The organism is Streptomyces sp. RKAG293 (assembly GCF_023701745.1).
Lineage (GTDB): Bacteria > Actinomycetota > Actinomycetes > Streptomycetales > Streptomycetaceae > Actinacidiphila.
The window spans coordinates 6,620,719-6,647,098 of the sequence record NZ_JAJOZB010000001.1 but is presented as its reverse complement, the minus strand read 5'-3'; the positions used below and the strand labels follow the sequence as shown (position 1 = coordinate 6,647,098).

General features: G+C 71.4%; 28 protein-coding genes. 10 read left to right on the top strand and 18 right to left on the bottom strand.

Features of this window, described 5'->3' with window-relative positions; all coding sequences use genetic code 11:
* The first annotated feature begins 59 nt into the window (after positions 1–59).
* Complete coding sequence (locus LNW72_RS29535) at positions 60–725, top strand: TrkA family potassium uptake protein (RefSeq protein ID WP_250978132.1); 666 nt, start codon at positions 60–62, stop codon at positions 723–725.
* The gene (locus tag LNW72_RS29530; RefSeq protein ID WP_250978131.1) at positions 725–1,393 is read left to right on the top strand and encodes a TrkA family potassium uptake protein; all 669 of its coding nucleotides are present in this window, start codon (positions 725–727) and stop codon (positions 1,391–1,393) included. The genes LNW72_RS29535 and LNW72_RS29530 overlap by 1 nt, the downstream gene beginning before the upstream one ends.
* Before the next feature lie 111 nt (positions 1,394–1,504).
* Here LNW72_RS29530 and LNW72_RS29525 read toward each other — a convergent pair whose 3' ends face one another.
* The 4 genes from LNW72_RS29525 to LNW72_RS29510 all read right to left on the bottom strand — a co-directional run bounded on the left by LNW72_RS29525 (position 1,505) and on the right by LNW72_RS29510 (position 6,094).
* The gene (locus LNW72_RS29525) at positions 1,505–2,227 is read right to left on the bottom strand and encodes a DUF3159 domain-containing protein (RefSeq protein ID WP_138356514.1); all 723 of its coding nucleotides are present in this window, start codon (positions 2,225–2,227) and stop codon (positions 1,505–1,507) included.
* Between the two features lie 3 nt (positions 2,228–2,230).
* A complete protein-coding gene (locus tag LNW72_RS29520; protein ID WP_138356513.1) occupies positions 2,231–2,629 on the bottom strand; it encodes an OB-fold nucleic acid binding domain-containing protein in 399 nt (132 codons plus the stop codon).
* Between the two features lie 115 nt (positions 2,630–2,744).
* Complete coding sequence (locus LNW72_RS29515) at positions 2,745–3,428, bottom strand: response regulator (protein ID WP_138356561.1); 684 nt, start codon at positions 3,426–3,428, stop codon at positions 2,745–2,747.
* Positions 3,429–3,553: 125 nt separating this feature from the next.
* Positions 3,554–6,094 (bottom strand): sensor histidine kinase KdpD, encoded by a 2,541-nt coding sequence (locus LNW72_RS29510; RefSeq protein ID WP_250978130.1) that lies wholly within the window; start codon positions 6,092–6,094, stop codon positions 3,554–3,556.
* A 282-nt stretch (positions 6,095–6,376) separates the two neighbouring features.
* Here LNW72_RS29510 and LNW72_RS29505 point away from each other — a divergent pair, with 282 nt between their 5' ends.
* The 3 genes from LNW72_RS29505 (at position 6,377) to LNW72_RS29495 (ending at position 9,001) form a co-directional block, all read left to right on the top strand.
* Positions 6,377–7,609, top strand: a complete 1,233-nt coding sequence (locus LNW72_RS29505) for an ROK family transcriptional regulator (protein ID WP_250978129.1) — start codon at positions 6,377–6,379, stop codon at positions 7,607–7,609.
* Between the two features lie 76 nt (positions 7,610–7,685).
* Complete coding sequence (locus LNW72_RS29500; RefSeq protein WP_250978128.1) at positions 7,686–7,847, top strand: hypothetical protein; 162 nt, start codon at positions 7,686–7,688, stop codon at positions 7,845–7,847.
* A 206-nt stretch (positions 7,848–8,053) separates the two neighbouring features.
* On the top strand, positions 8,054–9,001 hold the full coding sequence (locus LNW72_RS29495) for a TauD/TfdA family dioxygenase (RefSeq protein WP_250978127.1): 948 nt from the start codon (positions 8,054–8,056) through the stop codon (positions 8,999–9,001).
* Between the two features lie 94 nt (positions 9,002–9,095).
* Here the strand turns inward: LNW72_RS29495 and LNW72_RS29490 are convergent, their stop codons facing one another.
* From LNW72_RS29490 to LNW72_RS29460, 7 genes are all read right to left on the bottom strand, one after another.
* Positions 9,096–10,640 carry a Clp protease N-terminal domain-containing protein gene (locus LNW72_RS29490; RefSeq protein ID WP_250978126.1) on the bottom strand — a complete coding sequence of 515 codons (1,545 nt, stop codon included), beginning with the start codon at positions 10,638–10,640 and terminating at the stop codon, positions 9,096–9,098.
* A gap of 2 nt (positions 10,641–10,642) precedes the next feature.
* The gene (locus tag LNW72_RS29485) at positions 10,643–11,962 is read right to left on the bottom strand and encodes a tetratricopeptide repeat protein (protein ID WP_250978125.1); all 1,320 of its coding nucleotides are present in this window, start codon (positions 11,960–11,962) and stop codon (positions 10,643–10,645) included.
* Entirely contained in the window at positions 11,962–12,321 is a 360-nt protein-coding gene (locus LNW72_RS29480) for a hypothetical protein (protein ID WP_250978124.1), read from the bottom strand. Before LNW72_RS29480 ends, LNW72_RS29485 begins: the two co-directional genes overlap by 1 nt.
* Positions 12,322–12,407: 86 nt before the next feature.
* On the bottom strand, positions 12,408–13,142 hold the full coding sequence (locus tag LNW72_RS29475; RefSeq protein ID WP_250978123.1) for an ABC transporter ATP-binding protein: 735 nt from the start codon (positions 13,140–13,142) through the stop codon (positions 12,408–12,410).
* Between the two features lie 317 nt (positions 13,143–13,459).
* Positions 13,460–14,239 (bottom strand): DUF3710 domain-containing protein, encoded by a 780-nt coding sequence (locus tag LNW72_RS29470; RefSeq protein ID WP_250978122.1) that lies wholly within the window; start codon positions 14,237–14,239, stop codon positions 13,460–13,462.
* Positions 14,240–14,241: 2 nt separating this feature from the next.
* A complete protein-coding gene (gene dut / locus LNW72_RS29465; RefSeq protein ID WP_250978121.1) occupies positions 14,242–14,775 on the bottom strand; it encodes a dUTP diphosphatase in 534 nt (177 codons plus the stop codon).
* Positions 14,772–15,377, bottom strand: coding sequence for a PaaI family thioesterase (locus LNW72_RS29460; RefSeq protein ID WP_250978120.1), 606 nt, complete (start codon positions 15,375–15,377; stop codon positions 14,772–14,774). The genes dut and LNW72_RS29460 overlap by 4 nt, the downstream gene beginning before the upstream one ends.
* Positions 15,378–15,466: 89 nt before the next feature.
* Between LNW72_RS29460 and LNW72_RS29455 the strand changes: the two genes are divergently transcribed.
* Positions 15,467–16,351 carry an SDR family oxidoreductase gene (locus LNW72_RS29455; protein WP_250978119.1) on the top strand — a complete coding sequence of 295 codons (885 nt, stop codon included), beginning with the start codon at positions 15,467–15,469 and terminating at the stop codon, positions 16,349–16,351.
* A 46-nt stretch (positions 16,352–16,397) separates the two neighbouring features.
* Positions 16,398–16,844 (top strand): DUF3093 domain-containing protein, encoded by a 447-nt coding sequence (locus tag LNW72_RS29450; protein ID WP_250978118.1) that lies wholly within the window; start codon positions 16,398–16,400, stop codon positions 16,842–16,844.
* Here LNW72_RS29450 and LNW72_RS29445 read toward each other — a convergent pair.
* From LNW72_RS29445 to LNW72_RS29430, 4 genes are all read right to left on the bottom strand, one after another.
* Entirely contained in the window at positions 16,831–17,673 is an 843-nt protein-coding gene (locus LNW72_RS29445; protein WP_374117428.1) for a hypothetical protein, read from the bottom strand. The genes LNW72_RS29450 and LNW72_RS29445 overlap by 14 nt on opposite strands.
* Positions 17,592–17,894, bottom strand: a complete 303-nt coding sequence (locus tag LNW72_RS29440; RefSeq protein WP_138356502.1) for a DUF4193 domain-containing protein — start codon at positions 17,892–17,894, stop codon at positions 17,592–17,594. The genes LNW72_RS29445 and LNW72_RS29440 overlap by 82 nt, the downstream gene beginning before the upstream one ends.
* Before the next feature lie 484 nt (positions 17,895–18,378).
* Complete coding sequence (locus LNW72_RS29435) at positions 18,379–19,629, bottom strand: HAMP domain-containing sensor histidine kinase (protein WP_250978116.1); 1,251 nt, start codon at positions 19,627–19,629, stop codon at positions 18,379–18,381.
* Positions 19,629–20,282, bottom strand: a complete 654-nt coding sequence (locus LNW72_RS29430; protein WP_138357505.1) for a response regulator transcription factor — start codon at positions 20,280–20,282, stop codon at positions 19,629–19,631. The genes LNW72_RS29435 and LNW72_RS29430 overlap by 1 nt, the downstream gene beginning before the upstream one ends.
* A 236-nt stretch (positions 20,283–20,518) precedes the next feature.
* On the opposite strand from LNW72_RS29430, the gene LNW72_RS29425 reads away from it, so the two are divergent.
* A complete protein-coding gene (locus tag LNW72_RS29425) occupies positions 20,519–20,692 on the top strand; it encodes a hypothetical protein (RefSeq protein ID WP_250978115.1) in 174 nt (57 codons plus the stop codon).
* Positions 20,693–20,902: 210 nt separating this feature from the next.
* On the opposite strand, the gene LNW72_RS29420 is transcribed toward LNW72_RS29425, so the two are convergent.
* Together LNW72_RS29420 and LNW72_RS29415 are read right to left on the bottom strand one after the other, a co-directional pair.
* On the bottom strand, positions 20,903–21,691 hold the full coding sequence (locus LNW72_RS29420) for an inositol monophosphatase family protein (protein ID WP_250978114.1): 789 nt from the start codon (positions 21,689–21,691) through the stop codon (positions 20,903–20,905).
* 8 nt (positions 21,692–21,699) lie between these two features.
* Positions 21,700–22,827, bottom strand: coding sequence for a ferrochelatase (locus tag LNW72_RS29415; RefSeq protein ID WP_250978113.1), 1,128 nt, complete (start codon positions 22,825–22,827; stop codon positions 21,700–21,702).
* 115 nt (positions 22,828–22,942) lie between these two features.
* On the opposite strand from LNW72_RS29415, the gene LNW72_RS29410 reads away from it, so the two are divergent.
* Together LNW72_RS29410 and LNW72_RS29405 are read left to right on the top strand one after the other, a co-directional pair.
* Entirely contained in the window at positions 22,943–24,193 is a 1,251-nt protein-coding gene (locus LNW72_RS29410; RefSeq protein WP_250978112.1) for an MFS transporter, read from the top strand.
* Positions 24,144–25,472, top strand: a complete 1,329-nt coding sequence (locus tag LNW72_RS29405) for a D-arabinono-1,4-lactone oxidase (protein WP_250978111.1) — start codon at positions 24,144–24,146, stop codon at positions 25,470–25,472. The genes LNW72_RS29410 and LNW72_RS29405 overlap by 50 nt, the downstream gene beginning before the upstream one ends.
* Before the next feature lie 22 nt (positions 25,473–25,494).
* On the opposite strand, the gene LNW72_RS29400 is transcribed toward LNW72_RS29405, so the two are convergent.
* Positions 25,495–26,337 (bottom strand): hypothetical protein, encoded by an 843-nt coding sequence (locus tag LNW72_RS29400; protein ID WP_250978110.1) that lies wholly within the window; start codon positions 26,335–26,337, stop codon positions 25,495–25,497.
* Positions 26,338–26,380 lie beyond the last annotated feature (43 nt).

The window sequence follows — 26,380 nt, the reverse complement described above, 5'->3', positions numbered from 1 at the left end:
CGCGGTCTGAGACGCTTATCGGGTATCGGCCAAAAATGTTGACAGCCGGAAGGACGGGCGTGCACGTCGTGATTATGGGCTGCGGAAGGGTGGGTTCCACTCTTGCGCAATCCTTCGAACAGCAAGGTCATACGGTCGCTGTGGTGGACCAGGACCCGACGGCTTTCCGCCGTCTGGGATCAGGGTTCGGCGGGCGCCGGGTGACCGGAGTCGGGTTCGACCAGGACACGCTTCGCGAGGCCGGAATCGAGGAGGCAGGCGCCTTCGCGGCGGTCAGCAGCGGCGACAACTCCAACATCATCGCGGCCCGGGTGGCCCGGGAGATGTTCGGTATCGAGAACGTGGCCGCCCGGATCTACGACCCCCGGCGTGCCGAGGTCTACCAGCGGCTCGGCATCCCGACCGTGGCCACCGTGCGGTGGACCGCGGACCAGATGCTGCGCCGGCTGCTGCCGTCGGGCGCCGAGCCGCTGTGGCGGGACCCGAGCGGCGGTGTACAGCTCGCCGAGGTGCACACCTCGCCGGCCTGGGTGGGTCACAAGATCAGCAAACTGCAGGACGAGACCGGGGTCCGTGTGGCATTCCTCACCCGGCTGGGCGAGGCGATGCTGCCGACCTCCCAGACGGTGCTGCAGGAAGGCGATCTGGTGCACGTGATGATGCGCACCGACGGAGTCGCCGAGGTCGAGGCCGCGTGTGCCAAGGGTCCTGAGGAGGCGCACTGATGAGAGTCGCCATCGCCGGAGCCGGCGCGGTCGGCCGCTCGATCGCGGGCGAGCTGCTGGAGAACGGGCACGAGGTCCTGCTCGTCGACAAGAACCCCACCTCCATCTCGGTGGAGCGGGTACCGCAGGCCGAGTGGCTGCTCGCCGACGCCTGCGAGATCACCTCGCTGGACGAGGCGGCGCTGCAGCGCTGCAACGTGGTCATCGCCGCCACCGGTGACGACAAGGTCAACCTCGTCGTCTCGCTGCTCGCGAAGACCGAGTACGGGGTGCCGCGGGTCGTCGCCCGGGTCAACAACCCCAAGAACGAATGGCTCTTCAACGAGTCCTGGGGCGTCGACGTGGCCGTCTCGACCCCGCGGCTGATGTCCGCGCTGGTCGAGGAGGCCGTGAGCGTCGGCGACCTCGTCCGGCTGATGCGCTTCAGCCAGGGTGACGCGAACCTGGTGGAGCTCACCCTGCCGCCGGAGGCCGCGCTGGTCGGCACCCGCGTCGGTGACGTGGAGTGGCCGCAGGACACCTCGCTGGTGACGATCATCCGGGGCAACCGGGTGCTCACACCGACCTCGGACGACGCGCTGGAGGCCGGTGACGAGCTGCTGTTCGTCGCCGCACCGCACCGCGAGGAGCAGTTGGAGGACCTGCTGTCCGTCCAGCGCGAGGACTGACAGGACCGGTCATGACGACGGGCGCCCCGGACCGGGAAGGTCCGGGGCGCCCGTCGTCATGCTGAGCGGAGCTGAGCGGGGTCGAGCGGGGTCGAGCGGGATGAGCGGAGATCAGGACGCGGCCGCGGCCTTCTTCGCCTCTTCCTCGGCCTCCATCTCGGCGATCACGTTGATCGGCGGCGGAGCCTTCGACAGGAAGATCCACGTCAGGTAGACGGACAGCAGCATCGGTGGGATGCCCAGCGCCACCTTGACCCAGCCGAGCTGGGTGGCGTCCCCCCACCAGTACAGCGGGAAGAGGATCGCCGACTTGGCCAGCAGGATCAGCCCCCAGGCCCAGCTGGCCTTGGTGTAGGCGCGCAGCCGGCCGGGGTTGCGCTTGCGCCAGGAGAGGTTCTCCTTGAAGACCGGGCCGAGGATCAGGCCCAGCAGCGGGACGCCCGCGATGGCGGTGGCGATGTACGCGACGGCCAGCCCGAGGGTGTAGAGCATCCCCGGCAGGTAGAAGTTCTTGGCATCGCCGGACATCATCGCGAAGACCGCGCCGAAGGCCACCCCGAACACACCGCTGAAGGCGTGCTTGAGGGTGTCCTTGCGGGCCAGCCGGGCGATCCCGAGCAGCACGGAAAGACTGAGCGCGGCGATGGCCGCGATGTGGATATCTCTGTTGATCGTGTAGATCAGGACGAAGACCAGGCCGGGCACGGTGGTCTCCACCATGCCCCGGATGCCGCCGAACGCCTCGAAGAGGGCGGCTTCGGTGATCGCTTTCGAATCGCCGTCCGTGCCCTCCCCGGTCCGCGGGTCCTCTGTCTGCTTGTCGATCGACGCCACCGACTACTCCTGTCCGACCGGACGCAGTTCGTACTTGGGATTGAACAGGACGGGACGGCCGTGGTTCATCGAGATCCGGCCGGAGGCGATGATCTTGCGCCCCGGCTCTATCCCGCTGATACTGCGGCGTCCCAGCCACACCACGTCAAGGGCGGCGGAGCCGTCGAACAGCTCCGCCTCCAGCGCGGGCACGCCGGCCCGCGGTCGCAGTGTGACCGTGCGCAGACTACCGGTCACCGTCACTATCTGCCGGTCCCCGCAGTCGCAGATCCGCGTGCAGCCGACCGACAGGGCGTCCTTCTGCAGCTCCTCGGAGTGCAGCTCCTCCTGGGAGGACGACAGGCGGTCTATCATGCGCCGGAAGCGGCCGGTGGGTCGGTCCGAACGGGTGGCACCACTCATGTCTCCAGCGTACCGGGCCCGGCCGACAAGGCGTCCGCTACGCCGGACGGCCGATCGCCACCCCGCGGATGTCCGTTCGTGCTCGAAGCGGCTCTTCCGTGCTCGAAGCGGCCTTTCAGTGCTCGAAGCGGTAGCCCATGCCCGGCTCCGTGATGAAGTGCCGCGGATGCGCGGGATCCGCCTCCAGCTTGCGCCGCAGCTGCGCCATGTAGACCCGCAGGTAGTTGGTCTCGGTGCCGTACGAGGGCCCCCACACCTCCTGCAGGAGCTGTTTCTGGCTGACCAGCCGCCCGGTGTTGCGGACCAGGACCTCCAGCAGATGCCACTCGGTCGGGGTGAGCCGGACGTCGGCGCCGCCGCGGTTGACCTTCTTCGCCGCCAGGTCGACGGTGAAGGTCTCGGTCTCGACGGTCGCCGCGTCGTCCTCGGGCCCGCCGGGCGCCGCCCGGCGTACGGCGGCCCGCAGCCGGGCCAGCAGCTCGTCCATGCCGAACGGCTTGGTGACGTAGTCGTCCGCGCCGGCGTCGAGCGCCTCGACCTTCTCGTCGGACGTCTGGCGGGCCGACAGGACGATGATCGGGACCCGGGTCCAGCCGCGCAGCCCCCGGATCACCTCGACGCCGTCCATGTCCGGCAGGCCGAGGTCCAGGACGATCACATCGGGGTGGCGGGCGGCGGCCAGCTGCAGCGCGCTCGCGCCGTCGTGGGCGGCGTCCACCTCGTACTTGCGGGCCCGCAGATTGATCACGAGCGCGCGCACGATCTGCGGCTCGTCGTCCACCACGAGCACCCGGTACATGGAGTTCCTCTTCTCGGTCACATCGGTCGCTTCGGTCGCCGTCACGTGGGTCGTGCCGGTTGCTTCGGTCGCGACCTTCACGTCGGTCACGGTGCTGCTGCTCGCGGTCCTGTCCACTCCCGCCGTCACGACGTGGCCCCCGCCGGCAGGTCCGGACGGGCCGGACGGCCGCCGAGGGCGGCCTGGAGGGTGAGGACCATGGTCAGGCCGCCGCCGGGGGTGTCCTCGGCGACCAGCGTGCCGCCCATGGACTCGGCGAAGCCGCGGGCGACCGCGAGGCCCAGGCCGACGCCGTTGCCGCGCGGGGCGTCGCCGTAGCGCTGGAACGGCTCGAAGATCCGGTCCTTGGCGGTCTCCGGCACCCCGGGGCCGCGGTCGACGACCCGCACCTCCACCCGGTCGCCCAGCGCGCTGGCGGCCACCACCACCTTGGAGCCCGGGGCGCTGTACTTCACGGCGTTCTCGACGACGTTGGCGACACTGCGCTCCAGCAGGCCGGGATCGACCGCGACCATCGGCAGGCTCTCCGGGATGTCGAGGACGACGCTGCCCTCGGGGACGCCGCCGAGCGCCATCGGCACCACCTCGTCGAGGTCGATCTCGCGGATCAGCGGGGTCACGGTGCCGGTCTGCAGGCGGGACATGTCGAGGAGGTTGCCGACCAGGTGGTCCAGCCGGTCGGCGCCGTCCTCGATCCCCTCCAGCAGCTCCGCCTCGTCCTCGTCGGACCAGGCGACGTCGTCGGCGCGCAGCGACGACACCGACGCCTTGATGGCCGACAGCGGAGTCCGCAGGTCGTGGGAGACGGCCGCGAGCAGTGCGGTGCGGATGCGGTTGCCCTCGGCCAGCTCGCGGGCGTGCTCCGCCTCGCCCTCCAGCCGCCGCCGGTCCATGACGACGGCCGCCTGCGCGGCGAAGGCGGAGAGCACCCGGCGGTCGGAGGCGGGCAGCACCCGACCGGCGAGCGCCAGCGAGAGCCGGTCGCTGACCGGCACCTCGACGTCGGCGTCCTCGGGGCGCAGGCAGGGGCGCTCCCCCACGCTGGCCTCCCGGGTCCAGGCGCCGTGGTCGCTGTCCCGGGCCAGCAGCACCACCGAGTCCATGCCGAACGTCTCGCGGACCCGTTCCAGCAGGGCCTCGAGGGAGCTCTCGCCGCGCAGCACGCTGCCGGCCAGGTACGACAGGATCTCGGCCTCCGAGCGCAGCCGGGCGGCCTGCTGGGTGCGGCGGGCCGCGAGGTCCACCACGGAGGCCACCGCGAGACCCACCACGACGAAGATCACGATCGCGATGATGTTCTCGGGCTCGGCGATGGTGAAGGAGTGGGTGGGCGGTGTGAAGTAGTAGTTGAGCAGCAGCGATCCGGCGAAGGCCGAGGCCAGCGCCGGGAGCAGCCCGCCGACCAGCGCCGCCGCGACCGTGAGGGTCAGGAAGAGCAGCATCTCGGTGGCCTGGCTCATCCCGGGGTGCCAGTTGGTGAGCAGCAGCGCCAGCAGGACGGGGCCCACGACCCCGGTGAGCCAGCCGGCCACGACCCGTGCGCGGCCCAGGCTGGCGCCGCGCGCGGAGGGCAGTCCGCGGCCCTTGGCGGCGTGCTCGTGGGTGACGATGTGGACGTCGATGTCGCCGGACTCGCGGGCGACGGTGGAGCCGACGCCGGGGCCCAGCACGTACTGCCAGGCCTTGCGGCGGCTGGTGCCGAGCACGATCTGGGTGGCGTTGACCCCGCGGGCGAAGTCCAGCATGGCCTCGGGGATGTCCTCCCCGATGACGTGGTGGAACGATCCGCCGAGGTCCTCCACCAGGGTCCGCTGGGCGGCCAGCTCCTTGGCGGAGCCCGAGGCCAGCCCGTCGCTGCGGACGATGTGCACGGCGAGGATCTCGCTGCCTGAGCCCTTGGCGGCCATCCGGGCGGCCCGGCGGATCAGGGTACGGCCCTCGGGGCCGCCGGTGAGGCCGACGACGATGCGCTCGCGGGCCTGCCAGGCGGCGGAGATCCGGTGGTCGGCGCGGTACTCCTGGAGGTACTCGTCGACCCGGTCGGCGACCCACAGCAGCGCCAGTTCGCGCAGCGCGGTGAGGTTGCCGGGCCGGAAGTAGTTGGAGAGCGCCGCGTCGACCTTGTCGGAGGCGTAGATGTTGCCGTGCGCCATCCGGCGCCGCAGCGCCTGTGGCGACATGTCGACCAGCTCTATCTGGTCGGCGCGGCGCACCACCTCGTCGGGTACGGTCTCGCGCTGCCGGACGCCGGTGATCGACTCGACGACGTCGCCGAGCGACTCCAGGTGCTGGATGTTGACCGTGGAGACGACGTCGATCCCGGCCTGGAGCAGTTCCTCGACGTCCTGCCAGCGCTTGGCGTTGCGCGAGCCGGGCACGTTGGTGTGCGCGAGCTCGTCGACGAGCGCGACCGCCGGATGCCGCGCGAGCACCGCGTCCACGTCCATCTCGGTGAACACCGCGTCGCGGTATTCCAGCTCCCGGCGCGGGATCTGCTCCAGGCCGTGCAGCATCACCTCGGTGCGCGGGCGCCGGTGGTGCTCGACGAAGGCGACGACGATGTCGGTGCCACGCTCGGTACGCCGGTGCGCCTCGGAGAGCATGGCGTAGGTCTTGCCCACGCCGGGGGCCGCCCCGAGGTAGATGCGCAGTTTGCCGCGTGCCATGGCCCCATCGTTCTGCTCGGATGCGCCTGTCGCCCGGACGCGCGTGCGGCGCTTGTCTCGACCTTAGAACGACCGAAGGGGACATATGGGACCGGGGTCGCCCCCGGGGAGTACCTTGACGGCGCCTTAACCCCCCCTGGGCCCTCGCCGGCCCCGGTTCTCCCGGGCCGGACGGGCCGCGAGAGGCCCCGGCGGACGGTGACGGACCGCGTTCGCAGGACTGCCATACGGACGTAACGCCGGACCGTTGACCCGCCGCGCGCCGCCAGCGAGCATCGGCGCATGCCCTCCACCGACCGCCCGCCATGGCTCGTCGCCCTGCCGTCCGTGTCCGCGCCGGCCGCCGGCCGCGGCGGCGAGGGCGGCGCCACCGGGGCGGTGCTGCGGGCCGTGCTGCGGGGCGGTCCGGTGGCCAGGACCGCGCTGGCGCGGGACACCGGGCTGAGCCCGGCCGCCGTCTCCCGGCACACCGCCGAGCTGATCGGGCTCGGGCTGCTGCGCGAGCTGCCGCCGCCGGACGGTCCGCCACGAGCCGGCCGGCCCCAGGTGCCGGTGGACGTCGACCCCGTCCACCACGCCGTCTGCGGGGTGCACATCGCGCTGCCGCACACCACCTTCGCCGTGGTGGACCTGCGCGGGCGGGTGACGGCCCAGGAACGGCTGCCGCACGACGGTTCGGTGGGCGACGTCCTGGGCGGCATCCGCGGCCATCTGCCCGGCTTCCTGCACCGGCACGCCGCCGGGCGTTCCGTGCTCGGCCTCGGGGTCGTCACCGGCGGCTGGGTGGACAGCGAACAGGGCACCGTCGTCGAGCACGCCCCGCTGGGCTGGCGGGACGTCCCCGTACGGAGCGTGCTGACCGCCGCGACCCGGCTGCCGGTCCACGTCGACGGGCACGCACGGGCGCTGGCGCAGGCGGAGCTGATGTTCGGGGCGGGCGTGGGGCGCGAGGAGCTGGTGCAGCTCTTCGTCGGCAACGTGGTCGACGCGGCGATCGCGACGGGCGGCAGCGTGCTGCGCGGCCGCAGGTCGGGCGCGGGCGACGTCGCGCATCTGCCGTTCGGCGCTCCCGGACAGCGGTGCGCGTGCGGCCGTACCGGCTGCCTCCAGGAGGCGGTGTCCGAACTCCGTCTGGCCCAGCGCGCCTTCGAGGCCGGCATCGTGCCCGTGCCGGACTTCCGGCTGCTGCTGTCCCGGGCCCGCGAAGGCCACGCGGGCGCGGTGCTGATGCTGCGCGAGCGGCTGCGCACGGTGGGCCGGGCGGCGGCCCTGCTGCTCGACGTCATCAACCCCGAGGTGCTGGTCGTCGCGGAGGCCGCGGCGGTGCACTTCCCCGAGCTGCTGCCCGACCTCTACGAGGAGGTCGCCGCGCACTCCCATCTGTGCACGGACCCCGAACGGGCCGTGGTCCCCACGAGTTTCGGGGAGCAGGTGCTCGCGGTCGCGGCCGGGGCCGTGGTGCTCGACGCGGTCTACCGGCGGCCGATGGAACTGCGTACGGCCCGGTCGGCGTAGCCGGTCCGGCGGCAGGGTTTCTTCCACCGTGTCGTTAATCATTGCCCGGCGGCCCCGGGTTCCGGAGAATCGACCCATGGACGTGACAGGTAGGGCAGCGGCGCGCGACGCCGCCGGGCGGGAGGCGGTCAACGCCTTCCGCGCCCACCATTTCGCCGGTCTCGGCTGTCGTCCCACCGGCTCCACCGGCATCGCCGGTCGCGCCCCCCTCGCCGGCCCTGCCGGCCGCACGCGCTGACCGGGCGGTCCCGCCTCCTGGCGCCTGATCTCCATCCCTCTCCCGGCGCCTGGTCTCCCTTCTCCCGCCGGGCTTCAGCCGCTCCATTTTGTGCATCGGTCGGCGCCGGACCGCGCCCGCTGGGCGCGACACGTCGATTCACCGCCCCGGTTCGACCTCGACCTGGTCAAGAACTTCAACTCATAGCCGACGAAGGGCTGATCACCATGACCGTCACCGTCCGTCCGGCCTCCGGCCACACCGGCGCCGACATCTCCGGCGTGGACCTCTCGCTCCCGCTCTCCGACGAGAACCTCCTCGTGATCAAGGAGGCGCTGCACCGCTGGAAGGTGGTCTTCTTCCGCGGCCAGGAGCTCGATCACGCCTCGCAGATCGCCTTCGGCCGGCAGTTCGGCGAGCTGACCTACGCCCACCCGCACGACGACACCCCGCCGGAGGACCACCCGGAGATCTTCACCATCGACCCGCGCCGCTACGAGAAGCGGTACGGCGCCGGCTTCCGCGAGGCCGTGCGCAAGCGCCAGTACAGCTACTTCGCCGGCTGGCACACGGACGTCACCGCGGCCGTCAACCCGCCCGCCGGTTCGATCCTGCGTGCCGAGTCCGTCCCGGAGTTCGGCGGCGACACCACCTGGACCAATCTGGTCGCCGCGTACGAGGGCCTGTCCGCGCCCGTCCGCGCCTTCGTCGACACGCTCCGCGCCGAGCACCGCTACGGCGGCGCGGAGAAGACCGAGGGCAACAGCGAGTACGCCCGCCGGATCAACGACAATCTGCTCGTCGCCGTACACCCGGTCGTACGGGTGCACCCGGAGACCGGTGAGCGCGCGCTCTTCGTCAACCCCGGCTTCACCAGCCACCTGGTGGACGTCACCCCGCGCGAGAGCCGGGCCGTCCTCAACCTGCTCTACGAAGAGATCACCCGGCCCGAGTACACCGTCCGGTTCCGCTGGGAGGCCGGCAGCGTGGCCTTCTGGGACAACCGCGCCACCGCGCACCTCGCACCGCGCGACATCGAGCACCTCGACGTCGAGCGCCGGCTGCACCGCGTCACCCTGATAGGTGACGTCCCGGTCGGCCCTGACGGCACCGCGTCCGAGCTGATAGCGGGCAAGCCCTTCACCGCCGATCACAAGGTGGTCGTCGGCGCCTGACGTGCGGGCCGCAGCCGTGGCGCCGCCCATCGCGGGCGGTGCCACCGGCTGCCACGTCCCGTAGGCCCGCTGAACGGCAGCGGGCACCGGTCCGTCAGCTGAGCGCCCATACGGAGGGGTCGTGTTCGGCCGCCGTGCGCAGTCGGTCCCGGCCCGGTTCCGTCGGCGGTTCGTACCGGCCGACGGGCTGGACACCCGAATACGCCGCGAGGGCCTGTACGACCTCGGCTTCGGTGACCTCCGGAACCAACCTCCGCATGTCCCATGCCTTCACCACTTCGGCCTTGGCCCGTATCTGCTCCACCTCCCTGTCCCTGGCCGCTGCCGCCCCCTCGAAGTCCTGCTCATCGATGTGCGCCTCCTTGATACTTTGGAACGCGGCGATCTGCTCGTCGAACTTCTCCAGATCGGGCCGCTGTTCGGGCGCGCGGACCCGGGCCTGGGCGCTCGCCTCGTCCAGCAGGTCGATCGCGCTACCCGGCAGCGGCTGCGCCGGAATGTGTTCCTTCGCCAGGAACGCGGCGGCGGCGATCGCCTGATCGGTGATGGCGAGCCGGTGGTGCGTCTCCAAGCGCTCGCGAACGCTCTGGAGAATGACCAGCACTTCGTCCGGCGGAGGTTCCTGGACGACGATGGGCTGGATGATCCGGCTCAGATCGGGGTCCGGATCCCAGCGGCCGTATGCCGCTGTGGTGGCCGCGCCGATGACGGACACTCCCTCCAGGGACAGCACCCGCCGGAAAAGAGCCAGTGCCTCCCCGGACCCCGCCGGCGTGTGCAGCGGCGTCAGGGCGTTGTCGAGGAAGAGCACCAGGCCGGCGGTGGCCTGGATCTCGTCGATCAACTCGTCCAGCAGCCCGGTGAAATGGCCGCGCGTCTGTGCGTCGCCGAGGAGCGGACCGAGGTCCAGGGAGCAGACGAACCGGCCGCGGAACATCTCCGGTGCGTTGTCGGAGGCCAGCGTCCGGGCCAGTCCCGACACGATCGCGGTCTTTCCCACCCCCGGCTCGCCGATGAGCACCGGAACGTTCCTGGTCCGGCGCGCGAGGACCTGCATCAGCCGCTCGATCTCCTGGGCCCGGCCGACGACGGGCTGGAGTGATCCGGTCCGTGCCGATTCGCTCAGGTCGTGCCCGAACTGGAGCAGACGGGTGAGCGACGAGGACTTGGGAGCCCGTTGAAGCGGGGGCTCAGGAGTCGGCCACCGCGGGCTGAGGGCGTGGATGACCTGCTGCCGGACCATGTCCAGGTGGGCCCCGTGGTTTGCGAGGACCTGAGCGGCGACGCCCTTCTCCTCGCGGATCAGACCCAGCAGGATGTGCTCGGTGCCGATGTAGTTGTGGTTGAGCGTAAGGGACTCGCGGAGCGACAGCTCCAGGACCTTCTTGGCACGGGGGGTGAAGGGGATCGCGTCGGACAGGCGCTGCTGTCCCTGCCCGATCATTTCTTCCACCTCTTGGCGGACCGCCTCGAGCGAGATCCCGAGGCTCTCCAACACCTTGACACCGACACCCTCGCCCTCATGGATCAGGCCGAGAAGGATGTGCTCCGTGCCGATGTGATGGTGGTTGAGCATCCGGGCTTCTTCCTGGGCCAGGACCGTAACCTGCCGCGCGCGGGAGGTGAACTTCTCGAACATCGTCAACGCTCCTGAACCGTCAAGGCCGCCAGATCGTCCCGCGCCCGGAGCGTGTGCGGATGCTCAGCCCCCAGTAGCCGCTCCCGTTCCTGCTCCAACTGCCTGAGCAGCGCCATCGCTTCATCGGTCGCACCCGTCAACGCGAGGTTGCGGGCCAGCATGTGGCGGGTGCGCAGGGTGTGCGGGCTGTCCGGCCCCAGCACCCGCCCCCGGTCGGCGAGCAGGATGCGCAGCATGCCGACCGCCTCGTCCCGGAAGCCCGCTTCCCCCAGGTTGACGGCGAGGAACTGCCGGGTTCGCAGGGTGTCCTCGTGATCGGGCCCCAGTAACCTCAACTGCTCCGGAAGCAGTTGCCGCAGGAGCTGTGCGGCTTCCACCGGGCCGCCCGCGCCGCCGAGGCTGTGCGCGTAGGACTGCCGGGTGCGCAGTGTGTCGGTGTGCTCGGCGCCCAGGATGCGGGTCTGTTCGTCGGCGATCTTCTGCAGGATCGCGGATGCCCCGGGCCAGTCACCGCTCTTCCCCTGCTCGACGGCGGCGATGTGCTGCTGGCGCAGTTGCGGACCGATGGTCGCGGCGAAGGCCCGGTTCACCCCCAGTCCGATGTTGCTCGCGGTCTGGGTGCCCCGGTTGAGGGGGGTGGACAGCCCTTCGGCCGCCATGGTCGCTTTGAGCCGCTGGTAGAGGTCGTCGACCGTCAGGAGTTCGGGTCCGCCGACGACGCCTTCGGCCAGCAGCCGCATCAGCCGTCCGGAGAACGCCGTGTGGTGCTCGCCCGGAAGGGCGAGGGCGACCTGGTCCCGTTGAGCCGAGGTGAGGACGTAGGTGCCCGCCACTTCGATCTGGCCGAGCTCCGCGGCCTCCCCGCCGGCCATGGTGTCGGTGACGACACGACCGGAGAAACAGCAGTCCAGGATGATGACCTTGGTGGCGGCGGGGCTGTCGAGCACAGCGCTGCGCAGCTTCTCGTACTCCAGGGAGCTGAACTCCGGGTCGTCCCAGTCGCTGTCCGGCAGCGCGAGATACAGCTCATGCCGCCGGCCGCTGACGAGTCCGTGTCCCGCGTAGTACACCAGCAGCAGATCCTCGGCCTCACGGATCGTCGTGCGCAACCGCTGACCGATGGTGCGGAGGTCTCCTTCGTCGAGCAGGACCGTGCAGTGCTCCTCCGGCACGACGCCGTAGTACTGATCGGTGAGGAGCCCGGCCAGGTCCTCGATGGTGCGGTGCACGGACGGAAGGTCGGGAAGTTCCGGGGCCGTGTACGTACTCGCACCGATCAGCACGATCCGGGAGCGGCGTGGATCCGGCAGGCGGACGGCCACTACACCGGCCCGTCGGCATCCAGCACCTGCTGGAGAAGGGCCCCCAGATCCTCGCCCTTCACCCGCTTGGCGTCGATCTCCACGGACCGGCCGCCTTCTTGACTGATCGTCAATTTCACATCGGACCGCCGGGGCTGGGAGATCCAGGCGCGCAGCGACGCCGCGAGCACCGTGACGCTGCCGCCCGCGCCGAGCGCCACCGTCAGCACATCCGGCAGCGAACCGAGTTCGGTGGGAGCGGGTTCACCGCCCTCGGCCCGTACCCGACCGGCCAGTCCGGGCTCCCCGCGCAGCCAGCCGTCCAGTGATTCCAGGTCGGCGACCGCGCTGCCGCTGTCCACCGAGATCCGTGCTTCCACGGCGTTCTCCCCCCCCAACCGGACCCCTGCCGACGGCACGGATCGGACGCCGATTGTAGTGGCATCCGGCACCGCCGGTGGGGGGATCAGCCCTCGTCGACGATCCGGCCGTCGCGCAGTTCGAGCACCCGGTCGGCCAGGGCCAGCAGCTGGGCGTCATGGGTGGCGACGAGGGCGGTGACGCCCTCGCTGCGGACGACGGCACGCAGCAGTTCCATGACGGCGAGCCCGGTCTCGGCGTCGAGCTGGCCGGTCGGCTCGTCCGCGATGATCAGGACGGGCCGGTTGGCCAGGGCGCGGGCGATGGCGACCCGCTGCTGCTGGCCGCCGGACAGCTCGCCGGGGCGCTGCGCCGCGTGGTCGGAGAGCCCGACGAGCGACAGCAGCAGCTCCACCCGCTCCTCGCGCTCGCGCGGCGGCACCTTGCGCAGCCGCATGGGGACGCCGACGTTCTCGGCGGCGGTGAGGATCGGGATCAGTCCGAAGGACTGGAAGACGAAGCCGATACGGTCGCGGCGCAGCGCCAGCAGGCCGTTGTCGCCGAGCCCGGCGAGGTCGGTGCCGTCCAGCGTGATCCGGCCGCCGTCCGGCGAGTCCAGGCCGCCCACCAGGTTGAGGATGGTGGTCTTGCCGGAGCCGGAACGGCCCTTGAGGGCCACCAGCTCACCGCGCGGCACCCGGAAGGAGACACCGCGCAGCGCGTGCACGGCCGTCTCCCCGCTGCCGTAGGTGCGGCGCAGGTCCTCGACGACGACCATCTCCCCGGTCGCCGGCCCGTCCGCGACCGCCGTCCCCGCGTGCCCCGTCGACTGCTCGCTCATGCGCTGTCCCCCTCCTGACCCGGATCACCGGGCCACACCCCGTTGTGGTCGTTCCCGGCCGTGCGCCGCACCCGTCGGCCCCGGCCGGCGTACCGCTGCGTGTACGCGCTTGCCAGCTGGAGCCTATCCACCCGGTCAAGGATTTCCCGGCCCGGGCTCCCGGCCCCCGCCCCGGTCCAAGGCCCCGGTCCAAGGCCCCGGTCCCGGCCCCGGTCCCGCCCTCCGGACATGGCGAAGGGCCGGATCCGTGATCATGGATCCGGCCCCTGGCCGTGGTCGGTCCTCCGGCGCACCGGTGGAACGGGGTGCGGCGGGTTCTAGTGGATCTGGGTGATCTCCGGGCCGCGGCGCAGCGGGTCGAGCCCGTCGCCGAACTTCGGCCCCTCGCTCTCCTCCTGCGCGATGCCCTCGGGCACCATCTGGGCGTCGGTCGGCAGCTTCAGCACGATCGGGTCGCGCGGCGCCATCGGCGTCTCGCCGCGCACCACGACGGTGTCACGGAAGACCGACTCCAGCAGGCCCGCGGCCTCCGGCTGCACCGCGCCCTGGCCGGAGATGACCCCGCGCAGGAACCAGCGCGGACCGTCACAGCCGATGAAGCGGACCAGCTGCACACCGTTCGTACCGTCCGGCAGCTGTACGGGCACCTGCGCGCGCAGCTCCCAGCCCAGCGAACCCTCGATCTCGTCGACGATGCCGCCCTGCTTGGTGATGCCGGACGCGATCTCGTCCCGCACCTCGCCCCAGATGCCCTCGGACTTCGGGGCGGCGAACGCCTGGAGCTGGACAGCGCTGTCGTTCAGCACCACGGTCGCGGCGACGATCGACTCACCGGCCACCTCGACGCGCAGCTCCATGCCCTCGACACCGGGCACGAACAGTCCGCCGAGGTCCACCCGGCCCTCGCCGGGCTGCTTGACCTCGCTCAGGTCCCAGGGCCCGTCGGGCCTGGGGGCGGGCGGAAGGTTGTACCGACCCGATTCGCCGGAGTCGTCGGACTCCCCGGCGTCTTCGGCGTCTTCGGCCAGCTCGTCCGGGCTCGCGCCCTCGAGCTCGTCGAGGGCGTCTTCGCGCTCCTTGCGACGACGACGGAACACGGTCACTGTCCTTCCCGGTCTGCAACGACCGAAGCGAATCCATTACTGGTCTGGCCGTCGGGGGCATCACCTACCGAGGCATGCCCCCCGGTGGAGCCGAAGCCCCCAGCGGCCCTGGCAGAACCGGGAAGTTCCGCGACCTCGTGGAAGCGGACCCGTTCGACCTGCTGGACGACCAGTTGGGCGATCCGGTCTCCCCGTTCGAACCGCACGCTCTCGCGTGGGTCCAGGTTGACCACGATCACCTTGATCTCCCCACGGTACCCGGCATCGACCGTTCCCGGGGCATTCACGAGGGTCACTCCGCACCTGGCCGCGAGGCCCGAGCGGGGGTGTACGAAGGCCGCATACCCGTCCGGCAGCGCGATGGACACGCCGGTGGGGAGCACCGTCCGTTCGCCGGGGGCGAGTTCCGCGGCCTGGGTGGTCACCAGGTCGGCTCCCGCGTCGCCCGGGTGCTCGTAGGCCGGGATGGGCACCGAGTCGTCGAGACGGCGGATGAGGACGTCCAGGGGACGTCGTACGGCTTCACTCACGGGTTCACCTCGAAGGCGCGCGCGACCTTGACCTGGTCGGGGTCGGACATCGCGGCCTGGATCTCCTCGGGACGTCCGTTGTCCGTGAAGTGGTTGAGCTTCACTTCCAGGAAGAGCGCCTCGGCGCGGACCGCGACCGGGCCGTCGGGGGCGCCGATCCGGCCCTCGGCGGTGCTGTAGATCTTCCGTCCGGCGACCGCGCGGCAGTGCGCCCGCAGATACAGGGTGGTGCCGACGGGCACCGGGCGGACGAAGTCCGTCTCCAGCCGGCCGGTCACCGCGATGACCTGCAGCAGCCAGTTCAGCGAGCCGAGCGTCTCGTCCAGCGCCGAGGCCAGCACACCGCCGTGCGCGAGGCCGGGCGCGCCCTGGTGGGCGGTCTGTACGGTGAATTCCGCGGTGACGCTCACGCCGTCACCCGCACGGGATTCCAGGTGCAGTCCGTGCGGCTGTCCCTCGCCGCAGCCGAAACACTGGTCGTAGTGCGCCCCGAGCAGTTCGCCGGGCGCTGGCGCACCGGGGTGCCGTACGGGCAGGGCTGCGTCTGGCGGCGGCTTCAGGCCCGGCCGGCCAGGGCTCTCGGATGCGGTAGCTCCACTCACGCCCGAGACCCTACCCTCCTGCGGGATCCTTTCCCGTCGGCCGTCCGTTGACCCGTACCGGCTTCTACCCCACCTTGACCGGAGCGCACATGAGTCCCAAGTCCGTCGTCGTCACCGGAGCCGGCCGAGGCATCGGCCTCGCCGTCACCCTCGAGCTCGCGCACGCCGGATTCGACGTCATCGGCACGGTGCGGACGCCGGAGAAGGCCGGGGCGCTGCGGGCGGTGGTGGAACGCACGGGGGCGGCGGTGCGGACGGTACTGCTGGACGTGGCCGACGCGACGTCGTGCGTCCAGGCGTTCACCGAGATCGCGATGATGACGGACGGCGGCCCCTGGGCGGTGGTCAACAACGCGGGTTTCGCCCAGCCCGGCGCCGTCGAGGACGTGGACGACGAGCAGGCGCGGCGCCAGCTGGAGACGAACCTGATCGCCCCGGCCCGTATCGCCCGGCTGGTGCTGCCGGCGATGCGGGAGCGCCGGGACGGCCGGATCGTGAACATCTCGTCGGTCGCCGGCCGGGTCTCGCTGCCGATGCTGGGCTGGTACTGCGCCAGCAAGCAGGGCTTGGAGTCGGTGACGGACGCGCTGCGCATGGAGACCGAGTCGTTCGGTGTGAAGGTCGTGCTGATCGAGCCGGGCTCGCACCGCACCGGGATCTGGGAGCGGGGAGCGGAGCTGCTGCCGGCCGAGCGGACCTCGGCCTACCGCGACCAGTACGCCGCCGCCGACCAGGTGGTGCGCGACGCCAGGACGCTGCCCGGTCCGCGTCCGGTGGCCCTCACGGTCCTCAAGGCGCTGAACGCCCGGCGCCCCCTGCCGCGCTACCTGGTGGGCGGCGGCGCCCGCTCCGCGGCGGCCCTGGACGTGATGGCGCCGACCGCCGCGACGGACTGGGCCAAGCAGCTCGCGACCGGTCTGCGGGCCGCCCCGCCCCGGGTGGCGCGGGCGGTGGACCGGCTGCGCGGGAAGTGACGGCCGGGCGGCGGACGGCCGGAAAGCGTCTGCCAAGCTGGGTGCCATGCAGCCCTACGACGAACGCCTCACCGTCCCGCGCTCCTGGTGGCTCCTGGCTCTGGGAGCGGGCGTCTCAGCCGCGCTGATCCTCTTTCCCTTCGGGGTGCTGCCGATGCTGGCGGGTCTCGCCGGCGGGACCGCGCTGGCGGCGATGGGCCTGAGTTCGTACGGTTCGGCGCGGATCCGGGTGGTGGCCGGCTCGCTGGTCGCGGGCGAGGCGAAGATCCCGGTCGCGGCGCTGGGCGAGGCGACGGTGCTGGACCCGGAGGAGACGATCGCCTGGCGCGGGCGGAAGGCGAATCCGCGCGCCTTCATGCTGCTGCGGAGCTACGTGCCGACCGCGCTCAAGGTGGAGATCACGGACCCGGCGGACCCGACGCCGTATGTCTATCTGTCGACGCGCTCCCCGGAGCGCCTGGCACAGGCCCTGGAGGCCGTCAGAGCTCGATAGCGGGAGGCGGGGGAGCCTGGGGCAGCTCGGGGGCGGGCAGCGCGTCCCAGGGGATCTGGGCGGCACGCAGGTCCTTCCGGACCTTCTCCGCGAGCTTCTTGGTGTCGCGCCGGTTCATCGTGGCGCCGACGGCCGCACCGATCATGAACGGGGTCAGCGTCGGCAGGTTCCGCACCGTGCGCTTGATGAGCTGCTGGCGCAGCTCCCGCTTCATCTTGCCGCCGAGCGCGACATTGATCGAGGACAGCTTGAGCACGTCGATGCCGCGCTGCTCGGTCCACGACCACAGGTAGGCGGTCGCGCGCTCCCGTACGGTGCCGGCCGCACGGAGCCCGTAGACCTCGTGCAGCTCGGCGATGAGCTTGTACTCGACCGCCGCGACGCCGAGCGTCTCCGCGGCCAGCTCCGCCGGCATGGCGGGCGGGGTCGGCAGCATCGCCGCCGCTCCCACGCCTGCTCCGACGGTCATGGTGCCCTTGACGGCACCGGCGACGAGTTTGTCCGCGATGTCCTCGGGACCCAGACCCGGGAACTGCTTCCGCAGTGTGTCCAGGTCGCGCACGGGGATGCGCGGGGCCGCGTCGACGAGCCGCTCGGCGAGCGAGCCCATACCGACCCGCGCGCCCTTGCCGCTCTTCCTGGCCCCGCTCTTCACCCCGCGCCCCATGGCGGCCGCGAGCGAGGCCGCACGGCCCCGCTCGTCGTCCTCCCGGCCCTCAGGCGAGCCCTTCACGGCTACCCGCTGCCTCAGGCCGCGCAGTCGCGGCAGATCGGGTCGCCGTTCTTCGCCTCGCCGGCCAGCTGGCTGCGGTGGTGCACCAGGAAGCAGGTCATGCAGGTGAACTCGTCCGCCTGCCGGGGAAGCACCCGGACCGAAAGCTCCTCGTTGGAGAGGTCGGCGCCGGGCAGCTCCAGGGACTCGGCCTGGTCGAACTCGTCGACGTCCACCGCGGACGTGGACTTCTCGTTCCGGCGAGCCTTCAGTTCCTCGATGCTGTCCTCATTGACGTCATCGTCAGTCTTGCGTGGTGTGTCGTAATCCGTTGCCATGTGTCGCTCTCCCCCTCTGGGTATCTGCTGGTGTCTGCGCACGTAACGCGCGGGAGGCCGGACTTGTGCCCGACCTGAGGCGGAGATTTTGCCTCACATCAAGGCCTGTTACTCAATCGACACCCAACGTCACCCCGGATGAGGTGATCGTGGCAGTGGCCGATCAGGACCTGTTCCGGTCTGAAAGTCGCACATCACTCGTGCCAACACGTGTACTTCCCGTGATCATGACCAGCGGAAACATGGATTTTCCGGTCTTTTTTCGGGCGTAGTGATCACACAGGGTAGGCGGGACCGGAATTCCAGGTGTGATCAATCACACCAGCTTCCTACGATTCACAGACCGCGAAATTACTCGCAAAGCGAACACGATCCGACCCTCACGAGGGGTTCCGCGGCCCTCGGAAGACCCTTCGGAAGACTTCGGCCGACCACGGCGGAGCTGTCACCGGGTCCGCCGCTCGGTCCGCCGCCGGGTCCGCGGTCAGAGCGGGATGACCACTCGCATGACCAGGCCACCGCCCTCCCTCGGCTCCGCCGAGATGAAGCCGCCGTGGGCGCGCGCCACGGAGCGCGCGATGGACAGCCCCAGGCCCACGCCCTTGTCGCTGCCCGTGCGCTCCGTACGGAGGCGGCGGAAGGGCTCGAAGAGGTTGTCCACCTCGTAGGCGGGCACCACCGGCCCGGTGTTCGTCACGATCAGCAGGGCCTGGCCGGCCTCGGTGCCGGTCGTCACCTCGACCCAGCCGTCCGCCGTGTTGTACCGGACCGCGTTCTGCACCAGGTTCAGCGCGATGCGCTCCAGCAGCACGCCGTTGCCCTGCACCACCGCGGGCCCGAGCTCGCTGCGCAGCTCCACGCCCTTGGCCTGCGCCTCGGCGCGGGTCTGGTCGAGGGCCTGGGAGGCCGCCTCCGCCACGTCCACCGGCTTCCGGTGCACGATCTCGTTGTCGCTGCGGGCGAGCAGCAGCAGGCCCTCCACGAGCTGCTCACTGCGCTCGTTGGTGGCCAGCAGGGTCTTGCCGAGCTGCTGGAGGTCGGCCGACGCATCCGGGTCGGCCAGCTGCACCTCCAGGAGCGTGCGGTTGATCGCCAGCGGCGTCCGCAGTTCGTGCGACGCGTTGGCCACGAAGCGGCGCTGCGCGTCGAAGGACCGCTCCAGCCGGTCGAGCATGTCGTCGAAGGTGTCGGCGAGCTCCTTGAGCTCGTCGTCCGGGCCGTCGAGCTCGATCCGGCGCTTGAGGTCGGAGCTGACCACGCCGCGCGCGGTGCGGGTGATCCTGCCCAGCGGCGAGAGCACCCGCCCTGCCATCACATAGCCGAAGGCGAAGGCGACCACGGTCAGCCCTATGAGGGCCATCAGCGAGCGCCTGAGGAGCGTGTTGAGCGCCAGCTCGCGCTGGTTCTGCATACAGCTGCCGATGGCCCGGGTGAACTCGTCGGCGCTCCCCGAGGAAGGGAGCGCGCAGGACGAATTCCCGGACACCTGGCCGGTGATCAGCCGGAAGGGCAGCTCATTGCCCTGGTGCAGGGCCTGCGCGGCCAGCAGGTAGATGATCCACAGCAGCAGGACACCGGCGATCAGGAACATGCCGCCGTACAGGACGGTCAGGCGTATCCGGATCGTCGGCCGCAGCCAGGGCGGCGGGCTCTCGACCGGAATCGGTTCCCACCCGGGTTTCTGCGGGGCCGTGGACGGCGGCGGGGGCGGGGCGGCGGAAGTGGTCACCGCCATCAGATCCGGTATCCGGAGCCCGGCACGGTGACGATCACCGGGGGCTCGCCGAGCTTGCGGCGCAGCGTCATGACCGTCACCCGCACCACGTTCGTGAACGGGTCGGTGTTCTCGTCCCACGCCTTCTCCAGGAGCTGCTCGGCGGAGACCACCGAGCCCTCGCTGCGCATCAGCACCTCCAGCACCGCGAACTCCTTCGGCGCCAGATGCACCTCGGCGCCGTCCCGGAAGACCTCCCGGCGGTTGGGGTCGAGCTTGATGCCGGACCGCTCCAGGACCGGCGGCAGGGCCGTGGTCGTCCGGCGGCCCAGCGCGCGGACCCGCGCGGTCAGCTCGCTGAACGCGAAGGGCTTGGGGAGATAGTCGTCGGCACCCAGCTCCAGCCCTTCCACCCGGTCGCTCACATCGCCCGCGGCGGTGAGCATCAGCACCCGGGTCGGCATCCCCAGCCCGACGATCTGCCGGCAGACGTCGTCACCGTGGACGACCGGAAGGTCACGGTCGAGGACCACGACGTCGTAGTCGTTCACCCCGATCCGCTCCAGGGCGGCGCCACCGTCGTACACGACGTCGACGGCCATGGCCTCGCGGCGAAGTCCGGTGGCAACCGCATCGGCGAGCAGTTGCTCGTCCTCGACGACCAGTACGCGCAAGGCGCTTTCCTTCCATGAGCAGTACGAATGTCCTCCCATCCTGCACCGGACGGCCGTAAACCGGCGGTAAGTGGCGACCGGACCGGAATTCGTCGTCCGCTCAAGGTTTCCTCGTCGCCGGGCCCGGGGAGGACCCGTCGTACACCCACCAACCAAGCCCCGACGCGCATCCCGCCGCGCCGTTATGGGCTTTGACACACCCCGTGTCAACGACGACGACGAGGGGGCGCCAGCAGATGGACGCATTCACCACCGGAATCCTGCAGCGGATACACAGCACTGAATCCGACCTCCACCACGCCCGTGAGGCCGGCGACGAGTTCCTCGCCGAGGTCGAACAGAGCGAGCTCGACGATCTGCGGCGCCTGGCCGCGGAACATGGCGTGCACATCCAGTCCAAGGTCGCCTGACCGACCCTCCGACCCGGAACCCGACCCGGAACGGCAGCGCAGCGGCCGTCGGCCCGCCCCGGACACCTCCACGGTGCCGGGGCGTTCGCGTGCGCGGACGGGGAAACGCGGGCGAGGACCGGACGGGTGCTCCGGCGGGGATCCGCCGGAGCACCCGCCGAAGGACACCGGCGCACCCCTGCCGCCCGCGGACGGCCGCCCCGGTCCAGGTCAGTCGTGCCAGGCCCCCAGGTCCTCCAGCAGGCCCTGGAGCGCTTCGAAGAGGCCGGGTCCCGCGGCGACGGTCAGCTCGTTCGACGGAGCCTGCCCGGGGCGCCCGCCGGTGCGGACGCCCGCCTCCCGGGCGAAGAGGGCGCCGGCCGCGAAGTCCCACGGATTGAGGCCGCGCTCGTAGTACGCGTCGAGCCGTCCGCAGCCCACGTCGCAGAGGTCGATCGCGGCCGATCCCCCGCGCCGGATGTCGCGCACCTTCGGCAGCAGGGTGCGCAGCACCTCGGCCTGCGTCACCCGGCGCTCCGTGAGGTAGCTGAAGCCGGTGCCGACCAGGGCGTGCGAGAACTCGGGCACCGGGCGCGGCCGGGCGGGGGTGTCGTTGACGAAGGCACCCTGCCCGAGCACCGCCCGGTAGGTCTCGCCGCGCATCGGGGCCGCGACGACCCCCACCACGGTCTCGCCGTCCCACTCGGCCGCGATGCTCACGGACCAGGAGGGCAGCCCGTACAGGTAGTTGACGGTGCCGTCGAGCGGATCGACGACCCAGCGCACCCCGCTGGTGCCCGGGCTCTCGGTGCCCTCCTCGCCGAGGAAACCGTCCTGGGGACGGTGCTTCGCGATGAGTTCGGTGATCAGCTTCTCGGCGGCGATGTCCATCTCGGTGACGACGTCGATCGGGCTCGACTTGGTGGCCGCCACCCCGAGGTCGGCGGGCCGGCCGGTGCGCAGCAGTTCGCCCGCCTTGTGGGCGGCTTCCAGCGCGATCTCCAGCAGTTCGGTGCTCACGGCTCTCCTCAGTCGGTGCCCGCGACAGCGGGCTGGGGGCTCCGGGACGGGCAGCAGCCCGCCGGGCAGACGTCGTGGCTCGGGCCGAGCGAGCCCAGCGCGCAGGGCCGCGGCGCCAGGCCGCGCTCGTTCGCCGCCCGCTCCAGGACCAGGTCGCGCACGGCGGCGGCGAACCGGGGGTCGGCGCCCACGGTCGCGGCCCGCGCGACCGGCAGCCCCAGCTCGGCAGCCTTGGCGGCCGCCTCGGTGTCGAGGTCGTACGTGACCTCCATGTGGTCGGAGACGAAGCCGATCGGCACCATGACGACCGCGGGCGCGCCGCTCTCGTGCTGCTCCACGAGGTGGTCGCAGATGTCCGGCTCCAGCCACGGGATGTGCGGGGCGCCGCTGCGCGACTGGTAGACGAGCCGCCACGGGTGCTCGGTGCCGGTCGCCTCCCGTACCGCGTCGGCGATCACCCGGGCGGTGTCCAGGTGCTGCGCCACGTAGGCGCCGCCGTTCCCGTGGCCCTCCACCGGGCCCGAGGTGTCGGCGGCGGCGGTCGGGATGGAGTGCGTGGTGAACGCCAGGCGGGCGCCGGCCCTGACCTCGGCGGGAAGTTCGCCGAGCGCGGTGAGGACCGCGTCGGTCAGGGGTTCCACGAAGCCGGGGTGGTTGAAGTAGTGCCGCAGCTTGTCGACGCGCGGCACCGGCCGGCCCTCGGCCGCGAGCTCGGCGAGGGCGCCGGCCAGGTTCTCGCGGTACTGGCGGCAGCCGGAGTACGACGCGTAGGCGCTGGTGGCGAGCACCAGGATGCGGCGGTGCCCGTCGTCGGTCATCTCGCGCAGCGTGTCGACCAGGTAGGGCGCCCAGTTGCGGTTGCCCCAGTAGACCGGCAGGGCGACGCCGTGCTCGCCGAAGTCCTTGCGCAGCGCGTCGAGCAGCTCGCGGTTCTGCGCGTTGATCGGGCTGACCCCGCCGAACAGGAAGTAGTGCTGTCCGACCTCCTTCAGCCGCTCCCGGGGGATGCCCCGGCCCCGGGTGACGTTCTCCAGGAACGGGACGACGTCGTCGGGTCCCTCGGGGCCGCCGAAGGACAGCAGGAGCAGCGCGTCATAGGGCCCGGCCGCGGGACCGGCCTCGTTGTGATCGGACATGGGTCCGATCCTGCCACTGGTGCCCGGCGTCCAGAAAAGCGATTGCCCCGCCACGTAACCTGTGGAGGACAGTCACAAGCCTTACCGACGCCGGCGAAGACGCCGTGGAGTGCCCGTGTCCAGCCCGTATCGCGCGATCTTCGCAGCACCTGGAACCAAGGGTTTCTCAGCCGCCGGTTTCATCGGCCGGCTGCCGCTGTCGATGCTGGGCATCGGCATCGTGACGATGATCTCCCAGGTCACCGGCCGCTACGGGCTGGCGGGCGCGCTCTCCGCGACGCTCGCGATGTCCGGCGCCGTGATGGGCCCGCAGGTGTCCCGGCTCGTCGACCGCCACGGGCAGCGCCGCGTGCTGCGCCCGGCGGCGGCGGTCACCGTGCTGGCGGTGGCGGGCCTGCTGCTGTGCGTCGTGTGGGACGCGCCGGACTGGGCGCTCTTCGTCTTCGCCGTCATGGCGGGCGCCACCCCGAGCCTGGGCGCGATGGTCCGGGCCCGCTGGGCGGTGATCCACCACGGCACCCCCGCGATGCACACCGCGTACTCGTTCGAGTCGGTGGTCGACGAGGTCTGCTTCATCGTCGGCCCGATCCTGTCGATCGGGCTGTGCACGGTCTGGTTCCCCGAGGCCGGCCCGCTGCTCGCGGCGGTCTTCCTCGCGGTCGGCACGTTCCTGCTGACCGCTCAGCGCTCCACGGAACCGGTCCCGCACCCCACGGCCTCCCACGCGGGCGGCTCGGCGCTGCGCTCCCCCGGCCTCCAGGTGCTGGTGACCACCTTCGCCTGCACCGGCGCGATCTTCGGCTCGGTCGAGGTCACGACGGTGGCCTTCGCCGACGAGCTGGGCCACAAGGCCGCGGCCAGCCTGGTGCTCGCGGTGTACGCGTTCGGCTCCTGCGTCGCGGGACTGGCCTTCGGGCTGCTCCGGCTGAAAGGGTCCGCCTCCCGGGGCTTCCTGGTGGGTGTGTGCGTGATGGCTGTGAGTATGATCCCGCTCCTACTGGTCGGAAACTTGTGGTTCCTGGCCGTAGCGCTGTTCGTCGCGGGCCTGTCCATCGCACCGACGATGGTCATCACCATGGCCCTGGTCGAACAGCTGGTACCGCGTGCGAAGCTGACCGAAGGCATGACGTGGGTGAGCACAGGCATCACGGTCGGCGTGGCTCTCGGAGCCTCGGTGTCCGGGTGGGTGATCGACTCGTCGGGGGCGGAAGCGGCGTACGCGGTGCCGGCCGCCGCCGGGGCACTCGCCGTGGTGGTGGCAGTCCTGGGGTTCCGCCGGCTGCGGCCGGCGCCGGAGCAGGAGGGGCCGCGTACGTATGAGCACGACGAGCACGATGAACGGATCCGCCGAGAAGGTGTGGCGTAACTGGGCGGGGAACGTCACCTCCCAACCGCGGCGCAGTGTGTCGCCGGCCTCGGTGGACGAGCTGTCCGCCGCCGTTCGCAGGGCAGCCGAGGACGGGCTGACGGCGAAGGCCGTGGGCACCGGGCACTCCTTCACCGCCGCGGCCGCCACCGGCGGGGTCCTCATCCGGCCGGACCGGCTGGCGGCGATCCGGGAGATCGACCGCGAGCGCGGCACGATCACCGTGGAGGCGGGGGTTCCGCTCCACCAGCTGAACGCGGCGCTGGCCGCCGAGGGCCTGTCGCTGACCAACATGGGCGACATCATGGAGCAGACGGTGGCGGGCGCCACCAGCACCGGCACCCATGGCACCGGCCGTGACTCGGGATCGATATCCGCCCAGATCAAGGGCCTGCAACTGGTGCTGGCCGACGGCTCGGTGCTGACCTGCTCGGCGGACGAGAACGCCGATGTCTTCGCGGCGGCCCGGCTCGGCCTCGGCGCCCTCGGGGTGATCAGCGCGATCACCTTCGCGGTCGAACCGCTGTTCCTGCTCACCGCCCGCGAGGAGCCGATGGGCTTCGACCGGGTCATGGCGGAGTTCGACCAGCTGACGACGGAGAACGAGCACTTCGAGTTCTACTGGTTCCCGCACACCGACAGCTGCAACACCAAGCGCAACAACCGCAGTCAGGGCCCGGCCGCCCCGCTCTCCCCCGTCAAGGGCTGGATCGACGACGAGCTGCTGTCCAACGGGCTGTTCCAGGCCGCCTGTTCGCTCGGCAGGGCCGCTCCCGGCACCATCCCCGGCATCGCGAAGGTCTCCAGCCGCGCGCTGTCGGCCCGCACGTACACCGACATCGCGTACAAGGTCTTCACCAGTCCGCGCCGGGTGCGGTTCGTGGAGATGGAGTACGCCGTGCCGCGCGAGGCGGCCGTCGGGGCGATCCGCGAGCTCAAGGCGATGGTCGAGTCCTCGGGGCTGCGGATCAGCTTCCCGGTCGAGGTGCGGATCGCGCCCGCCGACGACATCACCCTGTCCACCGCCTCCGGCCGCGACAGCGCGTACATCGCCGTCCACATGTACCGGGGCAGCCGCTACCAGGAGTACTTCACCGCGGCCGAGAAGATCATGACCGCGCACCAGGGCCGGCCGCACTGGGGCAAGGTGCACACCCGAGACGCGGAGTACTTCTCCGGGGTCTATCCGCGCTTCGGCGAGTTCACCGCCCTGCGCGACCGGCTGGACCCGCAGCGGCTCTTCGCCAACGACTATCTGCGGCGCGTGCTCGGCGCGTAGGACCGGCCGGGGTCCCCGGCGCTCAGTTCTGCGTCCCGGCGCCCGCCGCGGCCCCCTGGGCGCCGCCCTGGGCGCCGGGAGACGCGGAGCCGCCCGTACCGCCCTTGCCGTCGTCCGAGGACCCGCCGGGGTCCGGGGTCGGCGGGATGCTGGTGCTCGGGCTGCCGCTCGATGACGGGGAACCGCTCGGGTCCGGCGTCGGCGAGCCGCTGCCGCTACCGCTGCCCGAGGGGGTCGGCGACGGCGACGAGGACTCCGAAGGAGTCGTCGACGATCCGGGCGAGGGGGTGTCCCCTGAGGTGCCGGCCGGATCGGAGGCCGGGGCGCTCGGCCGGTCGGCCGGCGGCCGGTGGTGCGTTCCGCCGCCGTCGAAGACCGCCTTGACGGACGGCTCCGATCCGGTGGCCAGCTCGATCGAGGTGACGGTGCCCATCGCCAGCACGAAGACGACCACGGCACCGATCGCCGACTTGTGCCAGCCGCGCTTGGTCGTGCCGTGCACGGTCGCCTCGCCGTACTCCCCGTCGGGCCTTTCGTCCTCGCCCGGTGGCGGCAGTTCCTCCAGCAGCCGGGTGGAGCCCGCCCCCGCCTCCGGCTCCGTCCCCGGGACGGAGACCGGCAGGTGCCGGGTGGACACCGTGCGGATCTGTTCGCCGGTGCGCCGGAAGAAGTGCTGGAAGACCGTGCCGCCCGCGGTGGCCACGATGCTGACCACGCCGGCGCCGATGATCGTCCCGTACACACCGAGCTGCGACGCCAGCAGCGCCGCGGTCACGGCCGCCAGCGCACTGCCCGCCACTTGGGGGACGCTCAGGTCCAGCCGTCCCCGCTGGGACGTTTCCTCGCGCTCGTCCTTTTCGTCCATATCCATACCTGGGTAGCCGATCTCATCCTCCTTGCACAGAGAA

Coding starts and splice junctions, on each gene's coding strand:
- LNW72_RS29530 (WP_250978131.1), top strand. CDS start 725: ATGAGAGTCGCCATCGCCGGAGCCGGCGCGGTCGGCCGCTCGATCGCG.
- LNW72_RS29520 (WP_138356513.1), bottom strand. CDS start 2,629: ATGAGTGGTGCCACCCGTTCGGACCGACCCACCGGCCGCTTCCGGCGC.
- LNW72_RS29435 (WP_250978116.1), bottom strand. CDS start 19,629: ATGGCGGTGACCACTTCCGCCGCCCCGCCCCCGCCGCCGTCCACGGCC.
- LNW72_RS29450 (WP_250978118.1), top strand. CDS start 16,398: ATGCAGCCCTACGACGAACGCCTCACCGTCCCGCGCTCCTGGTGGCTC.
- LNW72_RS29415 (WP_250978113.1), bottom strand. CDS start 22,827: ATGTCCGATCACAACGAGGCCGGTCCCGCGGCCGGGCCCTATGACGCG.
- LNW72_RS29400 (WP_250978110.1), bottom strand. CDS start 26,337: ATGGACGAAAAGGACGAGCGCGAGGAAACGTCCCAGCGGGGACGGCTG.
- LNW72_RS29425 (WP_250978115.1), top strand. CDS start 20,519: ATGGACGCATTCACCACCGGAATCCTGCAGCGGATACACAGCACTGAA.
- LNW72_RS29505 (WP_250978129.1), top strand. CDS start 6,377: ATGCCCTCCACCGACCGCCCGCCATGGCTCGTCGCCCTGCCGTCCGTG.
- LNW72_RS29515 (WP_138356561.1), bottom strand. CDS start 3,428: ATGTACCGGGTGCTCGTGGTGGACGACGAGCCGCAGATCGTGCGCGCG.
- LNW72_RS29440 (WP_138356502.1), bottom strand. CDS start 17,894: ATGGCAACGGATTACGACACACCACGCAAGACTGACGATGACGTCAAT.
- LNW72_RS29500 (WP_250978128.1), top strand. CDS start 7,686: ATGGACGTGACAGGTAGGGCAGCGGCGCGCGACGCCGCCGGGCGGGAG.
- LNW72_RS29490 (WP_250978126.1), bottom strand. CDS start 10,640: ATGTTCGAGAAGTTCACCTCCCGCGCGCGGCAGGTTACGGTCCTGGCC.
- LNW72_RS29510 (WP_250978130.1), bottom strand. CDS start 6,094: ATGGCACGCGGCAAACTGCGCATCTACCTCGGGGCGGCCCCCGGCGTG.
- LNW72_RS29405 (WP_250978111.1), top strand. CDS start 24,144: ATGAGCACGACGAGCACGATGAACGGATCCGCCGAGAAGGTGTGGCGT.
- LNW72_RS29455 (WP_250978119.1), top strand. CDS start 15,467: ATGAGTCCCAAGTCCGTCGTCGTCACCGGAGCCGGCCGAGGCATCGGC.
- LNW72_RS29495 (WP_250978127.1), top strand. CDS start 8,054: ATGACCGTCACCGTCCGTCCGGCCTCCGGCCACACCGGCGCCGACATC.
- LNW72_RS29475 (WP_250978123.1), bottom strand. CDS start 13,142: ATGAGCGAGCAGTCGACGGGGCACGCGGGGACGGCGGTCGCGGACGGG.